Raw genomic sequence first — 17,904 nt, 5'->3', positions numbered from 1 at the left:
TTATTGTCCTGTAAACTGGGGTTTTCGTTTTTCGAAGAATGCCTCGATCCCTTCACGTCGATCATTCGTACCCGCTAAAGTCACAAAATATTGGCGCTCAAGCTGTAACCCCTCAGTAAGGTGGTTTTCTTGAGAATGCACCAGTGATGCTTTCGCGGCTTGTACGGCTAAAGGTGCATGCATCGCGATGCGCTCTGCCAGTTTTTGGGCGCGTTCTACCACCAATTCATCCACACAAATCTCACTGATTAACCCTGCTTGCAACGCGTGTTTTGCACTGATTGGTTCACCCGTTAGTACCATTTGCATGGCGAGGGATTTGCCCACCGCGCGGATTAAACGCTGCGTTCCTCCCGCACCTGGCATTAAACCCAGAGTAATTTCGGGTAAGCCGAAGCGAGCGGACTCACCGGCAATGATGATGTCGCTGGCGAGTAATAATTCAAAACCTGCCCCTAGTGCATAACCATTTGCAGCAGTAATAATAGGTTTTGATATCATGGATAACCTGCGCCAAACTTGTGGGCGTTTATCGGTGATCGCATTCGCAACGGTTTGTTGCTGTAGTTCTTTAAGGTCGGCACCGGCTGCGAAAAAACGTGGATTTCCGGTGATTACGATCGCACCGACCTCATCATTTATTTGTGCTTGTTCGAGGTGCTGAACGAGCAACTCTAAGCAGGCGGTGCTCAGGGCATTACGTACTTCAGGGCGGTTTAACGTGAGTGTCAAAACGCGGTTATGTTGTTGTGACAAAATCCAGTGGTTTTCCATTACAGCTCCTACACGTCAAAGTCTAAAACAACACCATCGCCTTTTGGCCACGCTTGGCAGCTAAGAATGTACCCCGCAGCGATTTGGTCGGGCTCGAGGCTGTAATTGACCCCCATTTCCACTTCACCAGAGCGCAATTTACATTTGCAGGTTGCGCAAACGCCCCCTTTACAGGCGTAGGGCAAATCCGCACCTTGGCGCAGTGCGGCATCCAAAATACTGTCGTCTTGGCTATCCATGGCGATATCCATCGTTCTACCATCAAGGTGAATACTGACTTGACGTGTTTCGCTAGTCATAGCTGTTGCGGGTTTGAATTTAGCGCCTGAAGTATTGAAACGCTCGGTGTGAACATATTCCTTTGGCATGCCATAGCCGACTAAAGTGTCATGCACCTCATCCATCATGCTGTCGGGCCCACAAATAAACGCCCGATCAAATTGTTTAAAATTTAATAAGGTGTTATTTAAGGCGCTGAGCTGTTGTTGGCTAATCCTGCCGCTGAGTAGTTCGCTATCTTGCTGTTCTTGGCTGAATAAGTAGAGAACTTGGAAACGTGTTGCAAAACGGTTTTTTAGGTCTGCGATGCTTTCTTTAAACATCACTGAGCGGCTATTTCGATTACCATAAATCAACACAAAACTGCTTTTGGGTTCAGTTTGTAATGTGGCTTTAATAATGGAGAGCAATGGTGTGATCCCAGAGCCAGCAGCGACGGCAAGGTAGTGTGCGTGGTTATCTGCTTCTGGCTGATAGCCAAATTGCCCTTGCGGAACCATCACATCAAGGCTATCGCCAACTTGTAGCTCTTGGTTAACGAAATTAGAGAAACGCCCCTCGTAAATGGCTTTCACCCCAATTTTTAGCGTGTTTTCATCCGGTGAGCTGCAAATGGAATAACAGCGACGTAGGTTTTCACCATTAATAGAGGCTTTTAATGTGAGGTGTTGCCCCGGGCGGTAATGATATTGCTCTCGTAATGCATCGGGTACGTTAAAAGTAATGGCGACAGCATCAGGGGTGTCACGCTCAATGGCAGCAATACTTAAACGATGAAATACAGTCATATAGGTGCCCCTAAATACATTTAAAGTAATCAAACGGTTCTAAGCATTCAGTGCATCGATACAATGCCTTGCATGCAGTGGAACCAAATTCACTAATTTTTTCGGTCTGCTCGCTGTCACAACGTGGGCAACGAACCGCACCTTTGTGTTCTGGGTGCTCGCAGGACGTACCTTGTGGTGGTGCGATACCGAATTCACGCAAGCGTCTTTTTGCATCTTGGTTCATCCAATCTGTTGTCCACGCAGGGGTTAACAGAATTTCGATATCGATATTTGAAAAACCCGCATTACCTAGAACAGTTTTAATTTCATTGAGTAAAAATTCAGTTGCTGGGCAACCTGAATAGGTAGGTGTAAAAATAACTTTCCAACCCTGAGCCGCAGGTAGCACATTGCGGATCATGCCAAGATCAGTAATAGAGAGTGCGGGTAGTTCAGGATCGGGTATTTGGTGGAGCTGTTGCCAGATCTGGTGAACCTGGGGCGATTGAAGTTCGCAATGTTGCAGTCTCTGTTCCATAGCATCACCACTGGCAGTTCGGGTAAGCGCGTTGCACAAACTGCAATTGTGTTAATAACAAGCCCAAATGTTCAGTATGGCTGCCTTGCTTGCCGCCTAAGCGATACGCTTTTTTCTCCGGCACAGTGAGGGTCGCTTCAGTGAATGTTTCGTTAATGGTGTTTAACCATGCGGCTTGTAAAGAACGTGGGTCAACGGCGATGCCTAATTCGCTAAGTGCGATTTCAACGTCATCAGCATGGAAAAGTTCGCCAGTAAAACGCCATAACTCATTGACTGAACGTTGGATTCGTTGATGACTTTCTTCACTGCCATCCCCTAAACGGATCATCCAACCACGGCTAAAACGCAAGTGATAAACGGCTTCTTTGAGGGATTTCTCAGCAATGGCAGACAGTTGTTCATCACGGCTATGAATTAGCGCTTCATATAATGGAACATGATAAGCATCCATAAAAAATTGGCGCACTAAAGTGTCATCAAAGCCATTGTTGGGTTGCTCAACCAGTAATAAATTGCTGAATTCTTGTTCATCGCGCAAAAAAGCAAGGGTGTCTTCATCGCACTCAGTTCCTTTTAATTGCGCGGCATAGTTCAAAAAGTTACGCGCTTGCCCTAGCAAATCTAAGCCGATATTGGATAACGCAAGGTCAATTTCGAGCTCAGGGGCATGGCCGCACCATTCGCACAGGCGCTGCGCTAAAATTAAGGGGGTATCGCCAAGTCGTAATGTGTAATGGTGGAGCTGTTCTTGTTGGTTCATGGCAAGCTCCTTACATGTTTTTGATACCATCAGGGATGGTATAGAAGGTTGGGTGACGATAGACTTTGGTATCCGCAGGGTCGAAGAAGGTGCTTTTATCTTCGGGCTGTGAGGCAATTAAATGTGCGGCCTTCACTACCCAAATTGAGCAGCCTTCGCTACGCCTTGTATATGCATCGCGGGCATTCTCCAGTGCCATTTGGTCATCAGCCGCATGTAAACTGCCGACATGACGATGCGCAAGCCCTTGCTTACTACGGACAAAAACTTCATATAAAGGCCAATCTTGATTGCTCATGGTGTTTTCCTTTTTGTAAAATGGTCAGTGATTAAGCCGCCGTTTTAACGGATTTTTGTTTGCGGCTATGTGCCATTGCACCTTCACGTACCCATGCGCCGTCTTCCCACCCTTTGCGCTTAGCGCTAAGGCGCTCGTGATTACAAATGCCATTGCCTTTAATAACTTGATAAAACTCTTCCCAGTCGATTTCACCAAAGCGGTAATGACCAAGTTCTTCATCCCAAACCAGATCAGGGTCAGGGATCGTCATACCTAACGCTTCCACTTGCGGAACGGTGTTATCAACAAACTTTTGCCGTAGCTCATCATTACTGAAGCGTTTGATTTTCCAAGCCATGCTTTGAGCGCTGTGCGGGGAGTCCGAATCATTGGGGCCGAACATCGTGAGAACGGGCCACCAAAAGCGGTTTATCGCATCTTGCAGCATCGCTTTTTGCTCATCGGTGCCTTCTGCAAGTGCCATAACAGCTTCATAACCTTGGCGTTGGTGAAAACTTTCTTCTTTACAGATTTTCACCATTGCTCGTGCATAAGGGCCATAAGAGGCACGGCATAATGCAACTTGGTTCACAATTGCCGCTCCATCGACAAGCCATCCAATCACTCCTACGTCTGCCCAACTTAATGTCGGGTAGTTAAAAATGGAGGAATATTTCATTTTTTCATCAAGTAGCTTTTGGTAGATATCTTGACGAGAGCAACCAAGGGTTTCGGCAGCGCTATACAGGTATAAACCATGGCCTGCTTCATCTTGAATTTTGGCCAGTAAAATCGCTTTACGGCGGAGTGTCGGTGCTCGTGTCAGCCAATTCGCTTCTGGTAGCATGCCGACGACTTCTGAATGGGCATGCTGACCAATTTGGCGGATAAGGTTTTGCCGATACGCATCGGGCATCCAGTCCTTGGGCTCGATGGAAATATCTGCTTCGATTTTGGCTTCGAAGTTAGCCTGATTATGCTCGCTCATTGATCTTTCCATTAAGTGATTCGTTAATGTTATTTTTTATTAAAATAGTGAATCATGTTTATTTAACATCAATGCTAGGAATTGTTAACATAAAGATCAATATTCATTAACCTTGTTTTGCGATGCACTTCACAATCAATAAGTAAAATTAAATTAAAAACAATGAGTTATATTTGTTGTTTTTTGTGTGGTTTTAATAAAAATAGGCATTTTATATAAAATTGTTCTTAATTTGTTAAATTTAAATTAGCTTCTATGATTATTTTTATGATACATATTTGTCATCTGATTTGAATTGATGTTTTTTATTTCTGGAGAGGAATATGCAGCATTTAACAAGTTACATTATGGGAAAATGGGTACAAGGTGGGGGCGAAGGGCGAAAAATTCACCATGCGCTAACGAATGAAACCTTATATACGGTGACGACTGAAGGGTTGCCGTTAGCAGAAAGTTTGCAATATGGCCGCCAAGTGGGGGGCGAAATATTGTCAGCGATGACATTCCAGCAACGCGGGCAAATGCTTAAGGCCCTAGCAAAATACCTATTGGAACATAAAGCGCAGTTATATGCGATTTCGGCACAAACTGGCGCAACCAAAGCGGATAGCTGGGTGGATATTGAAGGGGGAATTGCCACATTGTTTTCTTATTCGGGGCTCGCTAACCGTGAGCTACCAGATGACACGATTTGGCCTGAAGATGAAATGATCCCGTTATCAAAACAAGGGCAATTTATTGGCCATCATATTTTAACATCTCGCCGTGGCGTTGCCCTGCACATTAATGCATTTAACTTCCCGTGCTGGGGTATGTTAGAAAAACTGGCTCCAACATGGCTTGCTGGCATGCCTGCTATTATCAAACCAGCAACCGCCTCAGCACAGTTAACACAGGCGATGGTGAAGTTAATGGTGGATAGCGGCCTGGTACCTGATGGCGCAATTCAACTGGTTTGCGGTGGTGTTGGCGATATGTTTGAACACCTCGATTTTGAAGATGTGGTGACTTTTACAGGGTCGGCTAGTACAGGGCAAAAACTAAAATCGCATCCATGTATCATTGCCAAATCAGTGCCTTTTACAATGGAAGCGGATTCACTGAATTGTGCAATTTTAGGTGATGACGTCCAGCCAGAACAGCCTGAATTTGCTTTATTTATTAAAGAAGTCGTTCGTGAAATGACAGCGAAAGCGGGACAGAAGTGTACCGCGATTCGTCGCATTATTGTGCCGAAAAACCAGCTCGAAAATGTGAAGCAGGCATTATTGAAACGTTTATCTGCCACAACAGTGGGCGATCCTGCGGTGGAAGGGGTTAGAATGGGCGCATTGATTAACTTAGAACAGCGCCAAGACGTACAAGAAAAGGTGAATTATTTACGTGACCATGGCTGTGAAGTCCTATGTGGTGGGCAATTCGAAAAGCTGGATGTTATTGGAGCAGATAGCCAGTACGGGGCTTTCTATCCACCAACGTTGTTGTATTGTGCAGAGCCTTTTAATTCGACTGCGGTACATGAAATTGAAGCTTTTGGCCCTGTCGCCACATTAATGAACTATGACAATATCGAACAGGCAGTGCAGTTGGCGATTTTAGGTGGAGGTAGCCTTGCGGGGACGTTAGTCACTGCTGATGCACAAGTCGCGCAAACGGTCATTCGTGCGAGTGCGCGGGCACATGGGCGGATGCTAATTTTAAACGAAGCATCCGCCGCGGAGTCTACAGGCCACGGTTCTCCGCTTCCGTTACTGGTACACGGCGGCCCAGGTCGTGCAGGTGGTGGTGAGGAGCTTGGTGGGTTGAGAGCAGTCAAACACTATATGCAGCGTACTGCCATCCAAGGCAGCCCTTCGATGCTAACAGCCATTACCAAGCAATGGATTCGCGGGGCAGACACTATCGCTGATGTGGTTCATCCATTCCGTAAACATTTTGAAGACTTAGCGATTGGCGACACATTACTGACTGCAAGGCGTACCGTTACAGAGGCCGATATTGCTAATTTTGCTTGTCTCAGCGGTGATAATTTTTATGTTCACGTCGATAAAATTGGCGCAGCACAGTCGTTATTTGGTGAACGAATTGCGCACGGCTATTTTGTCGTTTCAGCCGCTGCAGGGTTATTTGTCGATGCAGGTGTTGGGCCCGTAATCGCCAATTATGGCATGGAAAGCTTGCGTTTTATTGAACCGGTGAAAATCGGAGACACCATACAAGTTCGCCTAACGTGCAAGAAAAAGATCAAAAAAACGCAAAAACTTGCTGAAGATAAACCCAATGGTGTTGTTGAATGGGATGTGCAAGTGTTTAATCAGGATGATACCGTTGTGGCGTTGTACAGTATTTTAACGCTGGTGGAGCGTCGTGTAGGTGATTTTCATTAGTCATTATACGATATGAATTAATTATTGAGCTAATAGGTGCATTTTCAATCATTTTCTGTTGTGATGAGTTACTAGCAACTGAATGTAGGGAAACAAAGATGAAAACGCACCACCAAGCGGTTTATCAACAATTTGACCAGCAAGCAAACTCGTATTTAACCAGCCAAGTTCATGCACAAGGTGAGGACTTACTTGTTTTGCAACAATTGCTACAAGGCTGTCAGGGCGAGGACGTGCTTGACCTTGGCTGTGGAGCAGGGCACGCCAGTTTCCATGCAGCGCCGTTGGTAAAGTCAGTGACGGCTTATGATTTATCGGACTCAATGCTCAATGTTGTGGCTAAAAATGCACAAGAACGTGAATTAAACAATATCACTACCTGCAAAGGGACTGCGGAGTCTCTACCGTTTGATGACAATTGTTTTGACCGAGTGATTAGCCGTTATTCAGCACACCATTGGCACGATGTGGAACAAGCACTACGTGAGGTGCGCCGAGTGCTCAAAGCGGGTGGAAAAGGCATCTTTATTGATGTGGTATCACCGGGGCATCCATTATTGGATATTTACTTACAAACTGTCGAAGTGCTTCGGGATACTTCACACATTCGTGATTATTCCGCTGGAGAATGGTCTGGTATGTTTAATAATGCAGGGCTATTTGTCCAACGAGTACAAAGTTTCCGTTTAGCGCTGGAATTTACCAGTTGGGTCGAACGGATGCGTACACCAAAGGCACTCGTTGAGGCTATCCGCCACTACCAAGGAACATTAAGTGATGAGGTAAAAAGCCACTTTGCAGTACAAGCAGATGGCTCATTTACCTCAGATGTGATGTTGTTTGAATTTCAGTGGCAATAGCTATTTATTGCGCTAAAAATTATTGCGTTAAAAATTATTGCGCTAAAAACTGCGCTTGGTTTAATTGGCTAAGCGCGTTATTTACCGCAAAAATCTCACCGCGAACATCAGGAACACCAAAGGATTTTAATCGTGCGCTGTGTTTGGTGAGGTAAGCTTGTGCATCAGCTTCTGAAGCAAACAAATACACACCACCTGCCATTTGTGTTTGTTGGTTTTCAGTCCAAATCTTCCAAATAAAGCCCGGCTCTTGGTTAATTGATTCCGCCAAATCATTCATTGCGGATGCCATTTCATCACCCCATGGCCCCTGATACGGAAAATCAACTTGTAAAATAACGCTCATATCTGCTCCTTATGATTGAAGCGTTATAGTAGTTCTTAAAGCAAATAATAACTTTGCTATTTATCGTATTTTAAACGATTTATTGCTTCAAACTATTACGTTTACCTGCCTCAAACGCAGCCAAAGTCGCTAACCGAGCTTGTTTATGGTCAACAATCGGCTCTGGGTAATTAAGCGCAGTGTTGCTGATCACAGCCCATTCATGAGGTGTATGAATATATTTGTCGGGGACTTGCTGCAATTCGGGCAACCAATGGCGAATAAAAGCCCCTTGCGCATCAAACTTTTTCCCTTGAGTGGTTGGGTTAAAGATACGAAACCAAGGGGAGGCATCAACGCCAGTAGAGGCTGACCACTGCCAACCGCCGTTATTTGCGGCTAGACTGCCATCAAGTAGTTGGCTCATAAAGTATTTTTCACCTTTGCGCCAATCAATCAGTAAGTCTTTGACTAAAAAGTTAGCCACAATCATTCGTAGGCGGTTATGCATCCAACCCGTTGCATTCAGTTGGCGCATAGCTGCATCAACAATAGGGTAACCCGTTTGCCCCGTTTTCCACGCTGCAAAATCCGTTGAAGAATCATTCCAATGAATGTGTTGCGTCCATTCAATAAATGGTTGGTGGTGGCATAGACGTGGAAACGTGACTAAAAGATGTGAATAAAATTCACGCCAGACTAACTCATTTAACCACGTGAACGCCCCACTATCAGGGTGATCTAACACTTGGGGGTTCTCTGCTTGTAATCGGTTGAAGCATTGGCGAGGGGATAGCACCCCCACCGCGAGATAAGGTGATAATTGGCTGGTACCATCAATAGAGGGAATATCTCTATCGTTTTGATAATCGCCGACTTTCAGGGAACAAAACTGCCTGAGTCGCGTTAAAGCAGATTTTTCACTGGCAGGAAATTGCTGGGAGTCTTCAATTGGCTGGTGCGGAAATAATGGCAAAGCCTTATCGATGTTGATAGCGGCCGCTCGTTTTTCAGGGGCTCGCAGTGAACGGCAATCTGTCACGGTAAGTTGGGTGAGGAAGGCACGGCGAAAAGGGGTATAGACTTGATACATCTCACCTTTTTGGGTAGTTACGGAGCCGGGGGGCAGTAATAAATAGTCATCGAAAGCATGAATATGTAACCCATGTGGCTGGTTGATTAACCATTCGTCCCGTTGTTTTTCGTTCCATTCATATTGCCGATTAAAAAATAAGGCATCAGCCTGTTGCGCCTTTGCGTAATCAAGTACCCATTGTGCCGCATCGGTGAAATGGTTAACTGTTTGGCAAACCAGTGGAATACCAAGCTCTGCGAGTGAATTCTGCAGTTCAACAAGATTCTGGTGAATGAATGAAATTTGCCGTTCAGCCATATCATGTTGTTGCCACTGCTTAGGGGTTGCCGTAAAAAGGGCGATTACCTTTGCATTTGGGTCTGCGCAGGCGGAGGAAAGTGCTTTGTTATCAGTGACCCGTAGATCATTACGAAACCAGATAAGATGACAAACTTGTTTGGCTGCCATCGCCTCCCTCCTTGGTTGAAGTTTTGTTGGAATCAAAACAATAGGTTTTGAAAATAAACTAGGAAAATCAATTTATTGATTTTCGGCTGATAACACAAAGTGGGAAAAACCACGCTTTTATCCCGCTTTGTCAACAACCTGAAAGGGCCGGTAAACGGCCCTTTCATATTTAATCTAATTTAGGATGCTGATTGATTAAGGATTGGCGTTTTTTCTCAAGCTCAGCAATTTGTTGGTCAATATCTTCAACTTTCTGCTCAATATTGTCAAAGTGCTCGCTAAGAATTTCTTTTGCCTCGGCTTTATCTGATGCAGCAGGTGTTGCCCCGCGTAATGGTTTATTCGCCGTTTCTGGCATTCTGATACCCGTATATAAACCAATTAAAGCAATCACGATTAAGTAATAAGCTGGCATATATAAGTCAGTGGTTGATTCGACCAACCATGCCGCAACAGTCGGTGTCGCACCGGCAATTAATACTGAAATGTTAAAGGCAATAGCTAACGCACTGTAACGAATATGTGTCGGGAAAATCGCGGGTAAAATGGAAGCCATAACCCCTGTAAAACAGTTCAATAGCACCGCTAAAATTAATAAACCTAGGAAAATTAAGCCAACAGAACCACTGTTGATTAACATAAATGCAGGGTATGCCAATAAAATCAGACCGACACTACCGGTAATAACAAATGGGCGGCGACCAATTTTATCACTGGTTAAACCGATAATCGGTTGAACAAATAACATACCAATCATAATTGCAATAATAATTAGCACGCCATGGTCAGTAGAGTAATTCAGATTGTGTGACAAATAACTTGGCATGTAGGTCAACAACATATAGTAAGTGACGTTAGTTGCGATAACTAAGCCAACACAAATCATCAAGCTTTTCCAATACTTAGTTGCGACTTCACGTACTGAGATTTTTGGTGGGTTTTGAATATTGGCTTTATCTTGCTTTTCTAACGATTCGACATGTTGTTGGAAAGCAGGGGTTTCTTCTAGTGAATGACGTAGATATAACCCGATGATCCCTAACGGTAATGCTAAGAAGAACGGAATTCTCCAGCCCCAATCATGGAAGTTAGCTTCCCCAACGATACTGGAAATGAGTACTACGACACCCGCACCTAAGACAAAACCGGCGATAGAGCCAAAGTCTAACCAACTTCCCATAAAACCACGTTTACGGTCTGGTGAGTATTCAGCAACAAAGATTGCTGCACCAGAATATTCACCACCTACCGAGAAACCTTGAGCTAACTTAGCAATTAATAACAGAATGGGTGCCCAGATACCAATGCTTTCATATGATGGAATCAAACCAATACAGAAGGTACTGACTGCCATGATGATAATTGTCATCGAAAGGACTTTTTGACGGCCGTATTTGTCACCTAAAATACCAAAAACGACACCACCTAATGGCCTAACTAAGAAAGGCACGGAGAAAGTGGCTAATGCGGCAATCATCTGTACGCTCGGTGATGCGTCCGGAAAGAAAACCTGACCTAGAACATAGGCTAAGAAACCGTATACCCCAAAATCAAACCATTCCATCGCATTACCCAGCGAAGCCGCGGTAATTGCTTTTTTGAGTTTACCGTCATCAATAATAGTAATATCACTAATATTTAACGGTTTTTCTTTTTTCTTCTTGAATCTCATGAAACCATCCTCTTATTTTAATTTCAATAATCGAAACAACAGCACTTAAGATATGGGTTTTCATACATCGGAAAATATAAAACCTTATTATTTAGAATAGACGTTGTTTACGCAATAGATAAGTTTTTAGTGTTTTTATGTCGCGCTGAAATAACAGGCTAAAATAGGTATGTAATGGGTAGAATAATGAGAGTGTCTGTCTTTAAAATACAGCAAAAAAGTCACCTTGAGTTAAAAAATACAGTACTAATACTACATTAATATCGAACAAATGTAAAATGCAGGTGCTTTATACTGATTCATGCGCCTTATTGGGATTTTATATTGGTAATATAACGATTGAATTTAATACTTGAAAAAATAGAACTTTGGGGATCAATTAGGTGAATATAAATTGTTTTAAATCAATTTAGTATATGTTTTTTTGGTGAGTTTTAGTCTGTCATAAATATATAAGGTTATTGATTTAATATGGTGGAAACAATGGTGTGACTGTGATGAATAATATATGTAGATAACTCCATCTTTTTATGATGTTCTTGTTTTGCTTAAGTTGTTAATAACTCGCCTATTTATTTATCTTGTTGCTATCCTCTTCTTTTGATAATAACGGTGGATTGTGCTGTTCTATTTTATATTTAATTTGATGAGTAGGAATGAGGAATTTACTTAGTTACAATCAATCTATTATCGATATTGGGTTTGATATACGCGAGTATGACAAGATTCTACTTTGAATGTTGTTATGTTTCTAAAAGTACCTTTCATATTTTGAGCTGCAAGATATCAAGGGTATCACATCCGACTTAAAAGAGTGCCATTATGAAAAAACAGAGTGTTGCATCCTATATTGCAAAAGTACTTGATAATGCAGGTGTTAAACGTATTTGGGGCGTTACAGGAGACTCGTTGAATGGCTTAACCGACAGCTTGCGTCGTCAAGGCGCTATTGAGTGGCTAGGAACTCGCCATGAGGAAGTCGCTGCCTTTGCTGCGGGTTCAGAAGCTCAGCTAACTGGTAATTTAGCCGTATGTGCAGGCTCTTGTGGGCCGGGAAATATGCACCTTATTAATGGGCTGTATGATTGCCATCGTAATCGAGTGCCCGTGTTGGCAATCGCCGCTCATATTCCATCTAGCGAAATTGGTAGTAATTATTTCCAAGAAACCCATCCAACTGAATTATTCCGCGAGTGCAGCCATTATTGTGAAATGGTCTCTAACCCTGAGCAAATTCCACAAGTTCTTGGTATCGCTATGCGTAAAGCGATTCTGAATAAAGGGGTATCAGTCGTTGTGATACCAGGTGATATTGCGCTAAAAGATGCGCCAGAGTCCGCGAAAGAAACATGGTATCAACCACAAGCGCCACTGATTATGCCTCAGCGAAGTGAAATCGAAAAACTCGCTGAATTGCTGAATCAGTCTAAGAATATCACGTTATTCTGTGGTAATGGCTGCGCAGGTGCCCATGATGAAGTGGTTAAACTAGCAGAAACACTAAAAGCACCGGTAGTACATGCGTTACGTGGTAAAGAACATATTGAATGGGATAACCCATACAGCGTTGGGATGACAGGCTTAATAGGTTTTTCATCAGGTTACCACGCAATGATGAATGCAGATACGGTTGTTTTGTTAGGGACACAATTTCCATACCGTCCTTTCTACCCAAGCGAAGCTAAAATTATTCAGGTTGATATTAATGCAGGTAGCTTGGGCTCCCACTGCCATATTGATATGGGGCTGATTGGTGATATCAAAGCAACATTAGATGCATTACAGCCACATTTAGAGGCTAAACAAGATACAAAACACCTTGATGGCGCTTTAAAACATTATGCAGAGGCTCGAAAAGGGTTAGATGACCTCGCTAAACCGGGTCATGAGGGGTTAATACATCCTCAGTATCTTGCAACAAAAATTAGTGAATTAGCTGCTGATGACGCGATTTTCACCTGTGACGTTGGAACCCCGACAGTATGGGCTGCGCGCTACTTGAAAATGAACGGTAAGCGCCGTTTAATTGGCTCTTTTAACCACGGGTCAATGGCGAATGCGATGCCACAAGCTATTGGTGCGCAGGCCGTTGATAAAAAACGTCAAGTGGTTGCAATGTGTGGCGACGGCGGTTTCAGTATGCTAATGGGGGACTTTATCTCTCTTTCTCAAATGCAATTACCGGTAAAAATCATCATTCATAACAATGGGGTGCTCGGTTTTGTTGCCATGGAAATGAAAGTGGCTGGTTTCTTAACAGCGGGAACGGATTTACATAACCCTAACTTTGCAGCGATTGCGAATGCTGCGGGTATCAAAGGGATCCGTGTTGAAAAAAGTGAAGATCTAGACGGTGCATTAAAAGAAGCTTTTGCCCATGATGGGCCAGTGGTGGTTGATGTCCTAACCGCCAAACAAGAGCTGTCGATGCCACCAGAAATTGCGGCACAAGAAGCGAAAGGTTTTAGCTTGTATATGTTAAAAGCGATTATGAGTGGTCGCGGTGATGAAGTCGTTCAATTAGTGAAAACGAACTGGTTACGTTAAATCATTATTGTGAATAGTAGGAAAGCCCATTTCAGGTTATTGAAGTGGGCTTTTTAAAACTATTCAATAACCTGCGGCTGACTGGCTACGCCACAAATGGGCGGCAACCAGTGCACGCCATGGGGAAAATTGTTCCAACCATTTTTCCGTTTCTTTGGCGGAGGGCTGTTCTAATTTCGCAAGTAATGTTTGCAAATTACGTCTTACCGCCACATCTCCATGTAAAGAGCCATCTAAATAGTTGAATCCTCTAAGTAAAGCATAGCTCACAGTCCAAGGTCCAATACCTTTGATTTGTAATAATTGTTCAGTTATTTGATTCGCATTGGAATGAGTCACGTGCTGTGATAAATCAATTTGTTGATTTTCGATGGCGTCACAAAGAGCTCTGAGGGCGATAATTTTTCCCTTTGAAAAACCCGTTTGGCGCAGTATTTCGTCATCAACTAACCTGACTTGTGGAACATCGGGGAAACACCAAATACCTGAAGCATGTTGAATCCCCACGGCTTGGATAAATCGCCGACGAATGGCGATAGCTGCATGGACACTAATTTGTTGCCCAATAATAGCCCAAACTAACGCTTCAAATGCACTAGCAGATTGATAAATTCGTAATCCTCTTTGTTTTTCAATGAGCTGTCCAAGTATTGGGGTTTCAAGGTAGCGTTTTTCGAACTCATCAATATTTTGTTTCAAACCAAGTACATGCTGTGCCAGCGTTAGTAAATCTTGCTCATTGATAATGATAGATGGAGAATCAATCGCTAATGAAATCGTTGCTTGTTGTTTTTTAAGTTCCAATGTCATTTTTGTTGCATGTTGTTGCCATATTATGCCTTTATGTAATGTATTTTCTTCTACTATTTCCGCGACATTGTGTTGATCTCTTAAATGAAAAGCAAAAAAATCACCATAAAGGTAATTGGTAGGAAGTGGTAACTGTGCGGTAAATATTTGCATAATGATGGCCTTGTCAGATTGTTCTTTATTAGCAATATAATTGTGAATTAGCGCATTTAGTTACTCATTTTTTGTTGAGTAGGTATGCTATCTTATACAGGGCTATTTATTTTGTATTGATATTATTTGTCTGTTTAATAAGGAAGTGTAAATGAAAACTGAAGGTCACAGTTCATCTCATGGCACTTCGGTACCATCACCACAACCAAGGCAGGAATTAAAAGGCATTGGTGGATGGCTTATTTTACCCATGTTAGGGATAATATTGTCCTTGATTATTTTGCCTTTTTCGATTTATGAGCAAAATGCTCAAGTGATTGAATATTGGATTGAATTAACAGACCCACAATCAAGTTCATTTATTCCATTATTTAAAGAGCTAATCTACTTTGAAGTTTTAGGTAACGTTATTTTATACGCCACCTTACTTTTCCTAAGTTATGTCTTTTTTACAAAGAAAAAACTCACAATTAAAATTTATATTTTTTTCCAGATCTTTTCTTTAGTTTTGACGGTTACGGATATTATACTCGCAAGTATTTTATTGGATTTAGAGGTTGAAGCCTCCGATATCAAAGATATTTTTCGGGCTCTAATTGCTTGTGCCATTTGGATACCGTATTTTTTAGTTTCAAGGCGTGTTAAAAATACTTTTGTAAATTAATAAATAAAATGCTGCGGTTTACTTATTGGGTAGGTAAATGATGATTAAATGCAAACGAGTTTATGACCCTGTTGACGATAATGATGGTTATCGCGTGCTTATCGATAGACTGTGGCCAAGAGGAATAAAAAAAACAGACTTATACCACGACTCTTGGAATAAAGACGTTGCACCTTCCAATGAGTTACGAAAATGGTTTCATCAGAACACAGATCAGTTTGCTCAATTTATCGAGCGATATCAGCAGGAACTTAATAACACAACAGCTTGGCAGGTATTGGTTTCACAAGCAAAACAAGGTGACTTAACACTGTTATACAGTGCTAAAAATACAGAACATAATCAAGCAATTGTACTCAAGGCATTTCTTGAAGAAAAAATGCAAAGTAAATAGTAAATAAAGGTTATTTGAATGGATATTCAGCAATCAACCACGCAAACAGAGCCAGCAATAATATCACCAGAGGCTCAGCCGGTAGTTAAAAAGCCGTTACAGGGACTCAGTGGATGGTTAATTTTACCGGTTATTGGTCTGTTTTATATGTTGTACAAAACGGTCACGATGCTATTGCAAGAAATCTCGCAAGTACAAACTGCATGGTCATTGGCAACTGAAGCGGATTCTGATTTTTATATTTCAGGCTTTGCGACAGGTTTTTACCTCTTGCAACTAGGTTATGGTGTTTTAATTGCTCTATTTCTTTGGACGTTTATCGCTGCGGTTAAATGGAAAAAACAGGCGAAGTGGCTGTTTATCACCACCATGGTACTGTTTACTTTAATGGTATTAGTTGCTCGTTTTGTGTTCCCATATATATTTGGTTTGGAAATTAACTACTCAAATATTATTACCGCTATAAATGGCAGCTTCTATTGTGTGTTATGGATCCCCTACTTTTTAGTTTCTCATCGCGTCAAAAATACGTTTATCCATTAAAGCAGATGGCCACACCTAATTAGGCAGTGGCCTAGTAGACAGTTATTTATCAGAAAGATTTAGCGTATGGGTTATATTGCAGTTTGCAATAAAGGCGTCATCGTGAGAAACCAGTAAGAGTGTTCCTTGGTAGTCCTGCAATAGCGCTTCAAGTAGTTGTTTTGAATCCAAGTCTAAATGGTTATCCGGTTCATCGAGTAATAAAATAGCGGGTGGGTTCGGGCTATGCGTGAGCGCCAGTAGTGTTGCTTTTAACTGCTCACCACCACTGAGCTGCTGTAGTGGCAGTAATGATTTATCTCCTCGTATTCGCAGCATACCTAATTGCGTGCGCCACTGCTCTACAGTAAACAACGGTTGGTATTGATGAAGTGCTTCAGCGACAGGTAATGTCTTATCGAGTAAGTTGAGGTGTTGGTCTAAATAGCAAAATTCACCGCTTAGGCGGCACTCTCCTGAAGATGATGGCAATAGGCCAGCAAGCACTTTAAGTAGTGTTGACTTACCACAGCCATTACGCCCTTGAATATGCCAATGTTCTCCACTGTATATGGTGAATGAAAGTGGTGATGAATAACCGTAGGGCAAACGCAAGTCAGAAGCAAAAATTGTGACTTTATTACCTTCATTTTGATAGTTAATCGTCATTTTTTGCGGCTTGATATGGCGAGCTCTTTCTTGGTTTTCCTGTTGTTGGCTTTGCAGATTATCCATAACCCGTTGGTGCCGTTCTGCGACATTTGATTGCCTTTTCTCTGCACGGTTCTTTTGCATATCAAGTAGCAGTAAGGATTGCGACCCACCATAGCGAATTTTTTCCCCCTGTTTCTTGCGTTGAGCGGCTTTTTGTAATGTGGCCTGTTGCTGCTTTTTCTCTTGGTGAATACGTTTTTCTAAGCGTTCACTTTGTGCATCAATTGCGGCAATTTCCAAGTTTTTTTGGGTATCGTATAACGCATAATTTCCCCCATATTCGTGTAAGCCTTTTTCCGTTAATTCAAAAATAGCATCCATTTCGCCTAACAGAGTTCTGTTGTGAGAGATAACTAGGCAGCCAGCCCGATGCTCAGTAAGCTTTTGGCTGAGCCATTGCCGACTTTGCGTATCTAAATGGTTATCCGGCTCATCAAGTAGCAAAAAGTGATCTTGATGAAGAAATGCACGGCAAAGGGCTAGACGGGTACGTTCACCCCCACTTAAATGGGAGATAGGAGCTTCCATTGAGATAGCTAGCCCAGCAGAGTCCAATAAACTTTGCCATTGGGAAGGTAAATGCCATTTATCTTCCGTTAGTTCAAAATCTGCCAAAGAACCATTTCCTGCCTCAATGCGTGAAAATGCATGATAAAGTTCCTTGATGCCTAAGGCATCGACGAGTGTTTCGCCCGTTAGCCGAGTTAACTGCTCAACATAGATAAAGGGGAGGTTCCAATGTACATTCCCTTGTGTAGGGCGCAATTGGTTAGCAAGAATACGCATTAAAACCGATTTTCCTCTGCCATTATGGCCAATTAGAGCATTTTTTTGGCATGACAACGTCCCGCTTATCGGTGGAAAAAGGGCGGTTTGGTTAAATTCAATATTGAGCTGTGAAAAGTGACAAGCTATCGTCAT

17 protein-coding genes are annotated in these 17,904 nt (G+C 42.7%); 6 read left to right on the top strand and 11 right to left on the bottom strand.

The annotated features are described in order from the left end of the window. From paaF to paaA, 6 genes are read right to left on the bottom strand one after another with little or no spacing between them, the layout of a single operon-like run. Positions 1-774: a 2,3-dehydroadipyl-CoA hydratase PaaF gene (gene paaF, locus PR834_RS16695; protein ID WP_140171962.1), complete on the bottom strand. Its 774-nt coding sequence runs from the start codon at positions 772-774 to the stop codon at positions 1-3. A gap of 8 nt (positions 775-782) precedes the next feature. Next, complete coding sequence (gene paaE, locus PR834_RS16690) at positions 783-1,841, bottom strand: 1,2-phenylacetyl-CoA epoxidase subunit PaaE (protein WP_112307988.1); 1,059 nt, start codon at positions 1,839-1,841, stop codon at positions 783-785. Positions 1,842-1,851: 10 nt separating this feature from the next. Further along, the gene (paaD, locus tag PR834_RS16685; RefSeq protein ID WP_094960839.1) at positions 1,852-2,361 is read right to left on the bottom strand and encodes a 1,2-phenylacetyl-CoA epoxidase subunit PaaD; all 510 of its coding nucleotides are present in this window, start codon (positions 2,359-2,361) and stop codon (positions 1,852-1,854) included. Positions 2,362-2,365: 4 nt separating this feature from the next. After that, positions 2,366-3,124 carry a 1,2-phenylacetyl-CoA epoxidase subunit PaaC gene (gene paaC, locus PR834_RS16680; protein WP_272525043.1) on the bottom strand — a complete coding sequence of 253 codons (759 nt, stop codon included), beginning with the start codon at positions 3,122-3,124 and terminating at the stop codon, positions 2,366-2,368. A gap of 10 nt (positions 3,125-3,134) precedes the next feature. Further along, a complete protein-coding gene (gene paaB / locus PR834_RS16675; protein WP_004262911.1) occupies positions 3,135-3,422 on the bottom strand; it encodes a 1,2-phenylacetyl-CoA epoxidase subunit PaaB in 288 nt (95 codons plus the stop codon). A gap of 31 nt (positions 3,423-3,453) precedes the next feature. After that, on the bottom strand, positions 3,454-4,392 hold the full coding sequence (gene paaA / locus PR834_RS16670; RefSeq protein WP_094960837.1) for a 1,2-phenylacetyl-CoA epoxidase subunit PaaA: 939 nt from the start codon (positions 4,390-4,392) through the stop codon (positions 3,454-3,456). Between the two features lie 323 nt (positions 4,393-4,715). Between paaA and paaZ the strand changes: the two genes are divergently transcribed. Further along, positions 4,716-6,779: a phenylacetic acid degradation bifunctional protein PaaZ gene (gene paaZ, locus PR834_RS16665; RefSeq protein ID WP_272536793.1), complete on the top strand. Its 2,064-nt coding sequence runs from the start codon at positions 4,716-4,718 to the stop codon at positions 6,777-6,779. Positions 6,780-6,829: 50 nt separating this feature from the next. Next, entirely contained in the window at positions 6,830-7,639 is an 810-nt protein-coding gene (locus PR834_RS16660) for a class I SAM-dependent methyltransferase (RefSeq protein ID WP_272536824.1), read from the top strand. Positions 7,640-7,673: 34 nt separating this feature from the next. Here the strand turns inward: PR834_RS16660 and PR834_RS16655 are convergent, their stop codons facing one another. The 3 genes from PR834_RS16655 to proP all read right to left on the bottom strand — a co-directional run bounded on the left by PR834_RS16655 (position 7,674) and on the right by proP (position 11,179). Next, the gene (locus PR834_RS16655; RefSeq protein ID WP_094960835.1) at positions 7,674-7,985 is read right to left on the bottom strand and encodes a monooxygenase; all 312 of its coding nucleotides are present in this window, start codon (positions 7,983-7,985) and stop codon (positions 7,674-7,676) included. A gap of 79 nt (positions 7,986-8,064) precedes the next feature. After that, a complete protein-coding gene (phrB, locus tag PR834_RS16650; protein ID WP_196724739.1) occupies positions 8,065-9,507 on the bottom strand; it encodes a deoxyribodipyrimidine photo-lyase in 1,443 nt (480 codons plus the stop codon). Positions 9,508-9,676: 169 nt separating this feature from the next. Beyond that, positions 9,677-11,179 (bottom strand): glycine betaine/L-proline transporter ProP, encoded by a 1,503-nt coding sequence (proP, locus tag PR834_RS16645; protein WP_004262894.1) that lies wholly within the window; start codon positions 11,177-11,179, stop codon positions 9,677-9,679. Positions 11,180-12,001: 822 nt separating this feature from the next. On the opposite strand from proP, the gene poxB reads away from it, so the two are divergent. Beyond that, positions 12,002-13,726 carry a ubiquinone-dependent pyruvate dehydrogenase gene (gene poxB, locus PR834_RS16640; protein ID WP_004262892.1) on the top strand — a complete coding sequence of 575 codons (1,725 nt, stop codon included), beginning with the start codon at positions 12,002-12,004 and terminating at the stop codon, positions 13,724-13,726. A gap of 63 nt (positions 13,727-13,789) precedes the next feature. On the opposite strand, the gene PR834_RS16635 is transcribed toward poxB, so the two are convergent. Then, positions 13,790-14,689 (bottom strand): DNA-3-methyladenine glycosylase family protein, encoded by a 900-nt coding sequence (locus PR834_RS16635; RefSeq protein ID WP_112307983.1) that lies wholly within the window; start codon positions 14,687-14,689, stop codon positions 13,790-13,792. A gap of 151 nt (positions 14,690-14,840) precedes the next feature. Between PR834_RS16635 and PR834_RS16630 the strand changes: the two genes are divergently transcribed. The 3 genes from PR834_RS16630 to PR834_RS16620 are packed head-to-tail and all read left to right on the top strand — an operon-like array spanning position 14,841 to position 16,290. Beyond that, the gene (locus PR834_RS16630; protein WP_004262890.1) at positions 14,841-15,353 is read left to right on the top strand and encodes a DUF2569 domain-containing protein; all 513 of its coding nucleotides are present in this window, start codon (positions 14,841-14,843) and stop codon (positions 15,351-15,353) included. Between the two features lie 40 nt (positions 15,354-15,393). Next, on the top strand, positions 15,394-15,747 hold the full coding sequence (locus PR834_RS16625) for a DUF488 domain-containing protein (protein ID WP_094960900.1): 354 nt from the start codon (positions 15,394-15,396) through the stop codon (positions 15,745-15,747). Positions 15,748-15,765: 18 nt separating this feature from the next. After that, positions 15,766-16,290 (top strand): DUF2569 family protein, encoded by a 525-nt coding sequence (locus PR834_RS16620; RefSeq protein WP_004262888.1) that lies wholly within the window; start codon positions 15,766-15,768, stop codon positions 16,288-16,290. A gap of 42 nt (positions 16,291-16,332) precedes the next feature. On the opposite strand, the gene PR834_RS16615 is transcribed toward PR834_RS16620, so the two are convergent. After that, complete coding sequence (locus PR834_RS16615; RefSeq protein ID WP_112307982.1) at positions 16,333-17,904, bottom strand: ATP-binding cassette domain-containing protein; 1,572 nt, start codon at positions 17,902-17,904, stop codon at positions 16,333-16,335.

Source organism: Providencia sp. PROV182 (genome assembly GCF_028480325.1).
GTDB classification, from domain to species: domain Bacteria; phylum Pseudomonadota; class Gammaproteobacteria; order Enterobacterales; family Enterobacteriaceae; genus Providencia; species Providencia hangzhouensis.
Note: the sequence above shows the minus strand (reverse complement) of the source record. Positions and strands in the feature narration are given on the sequence as shown.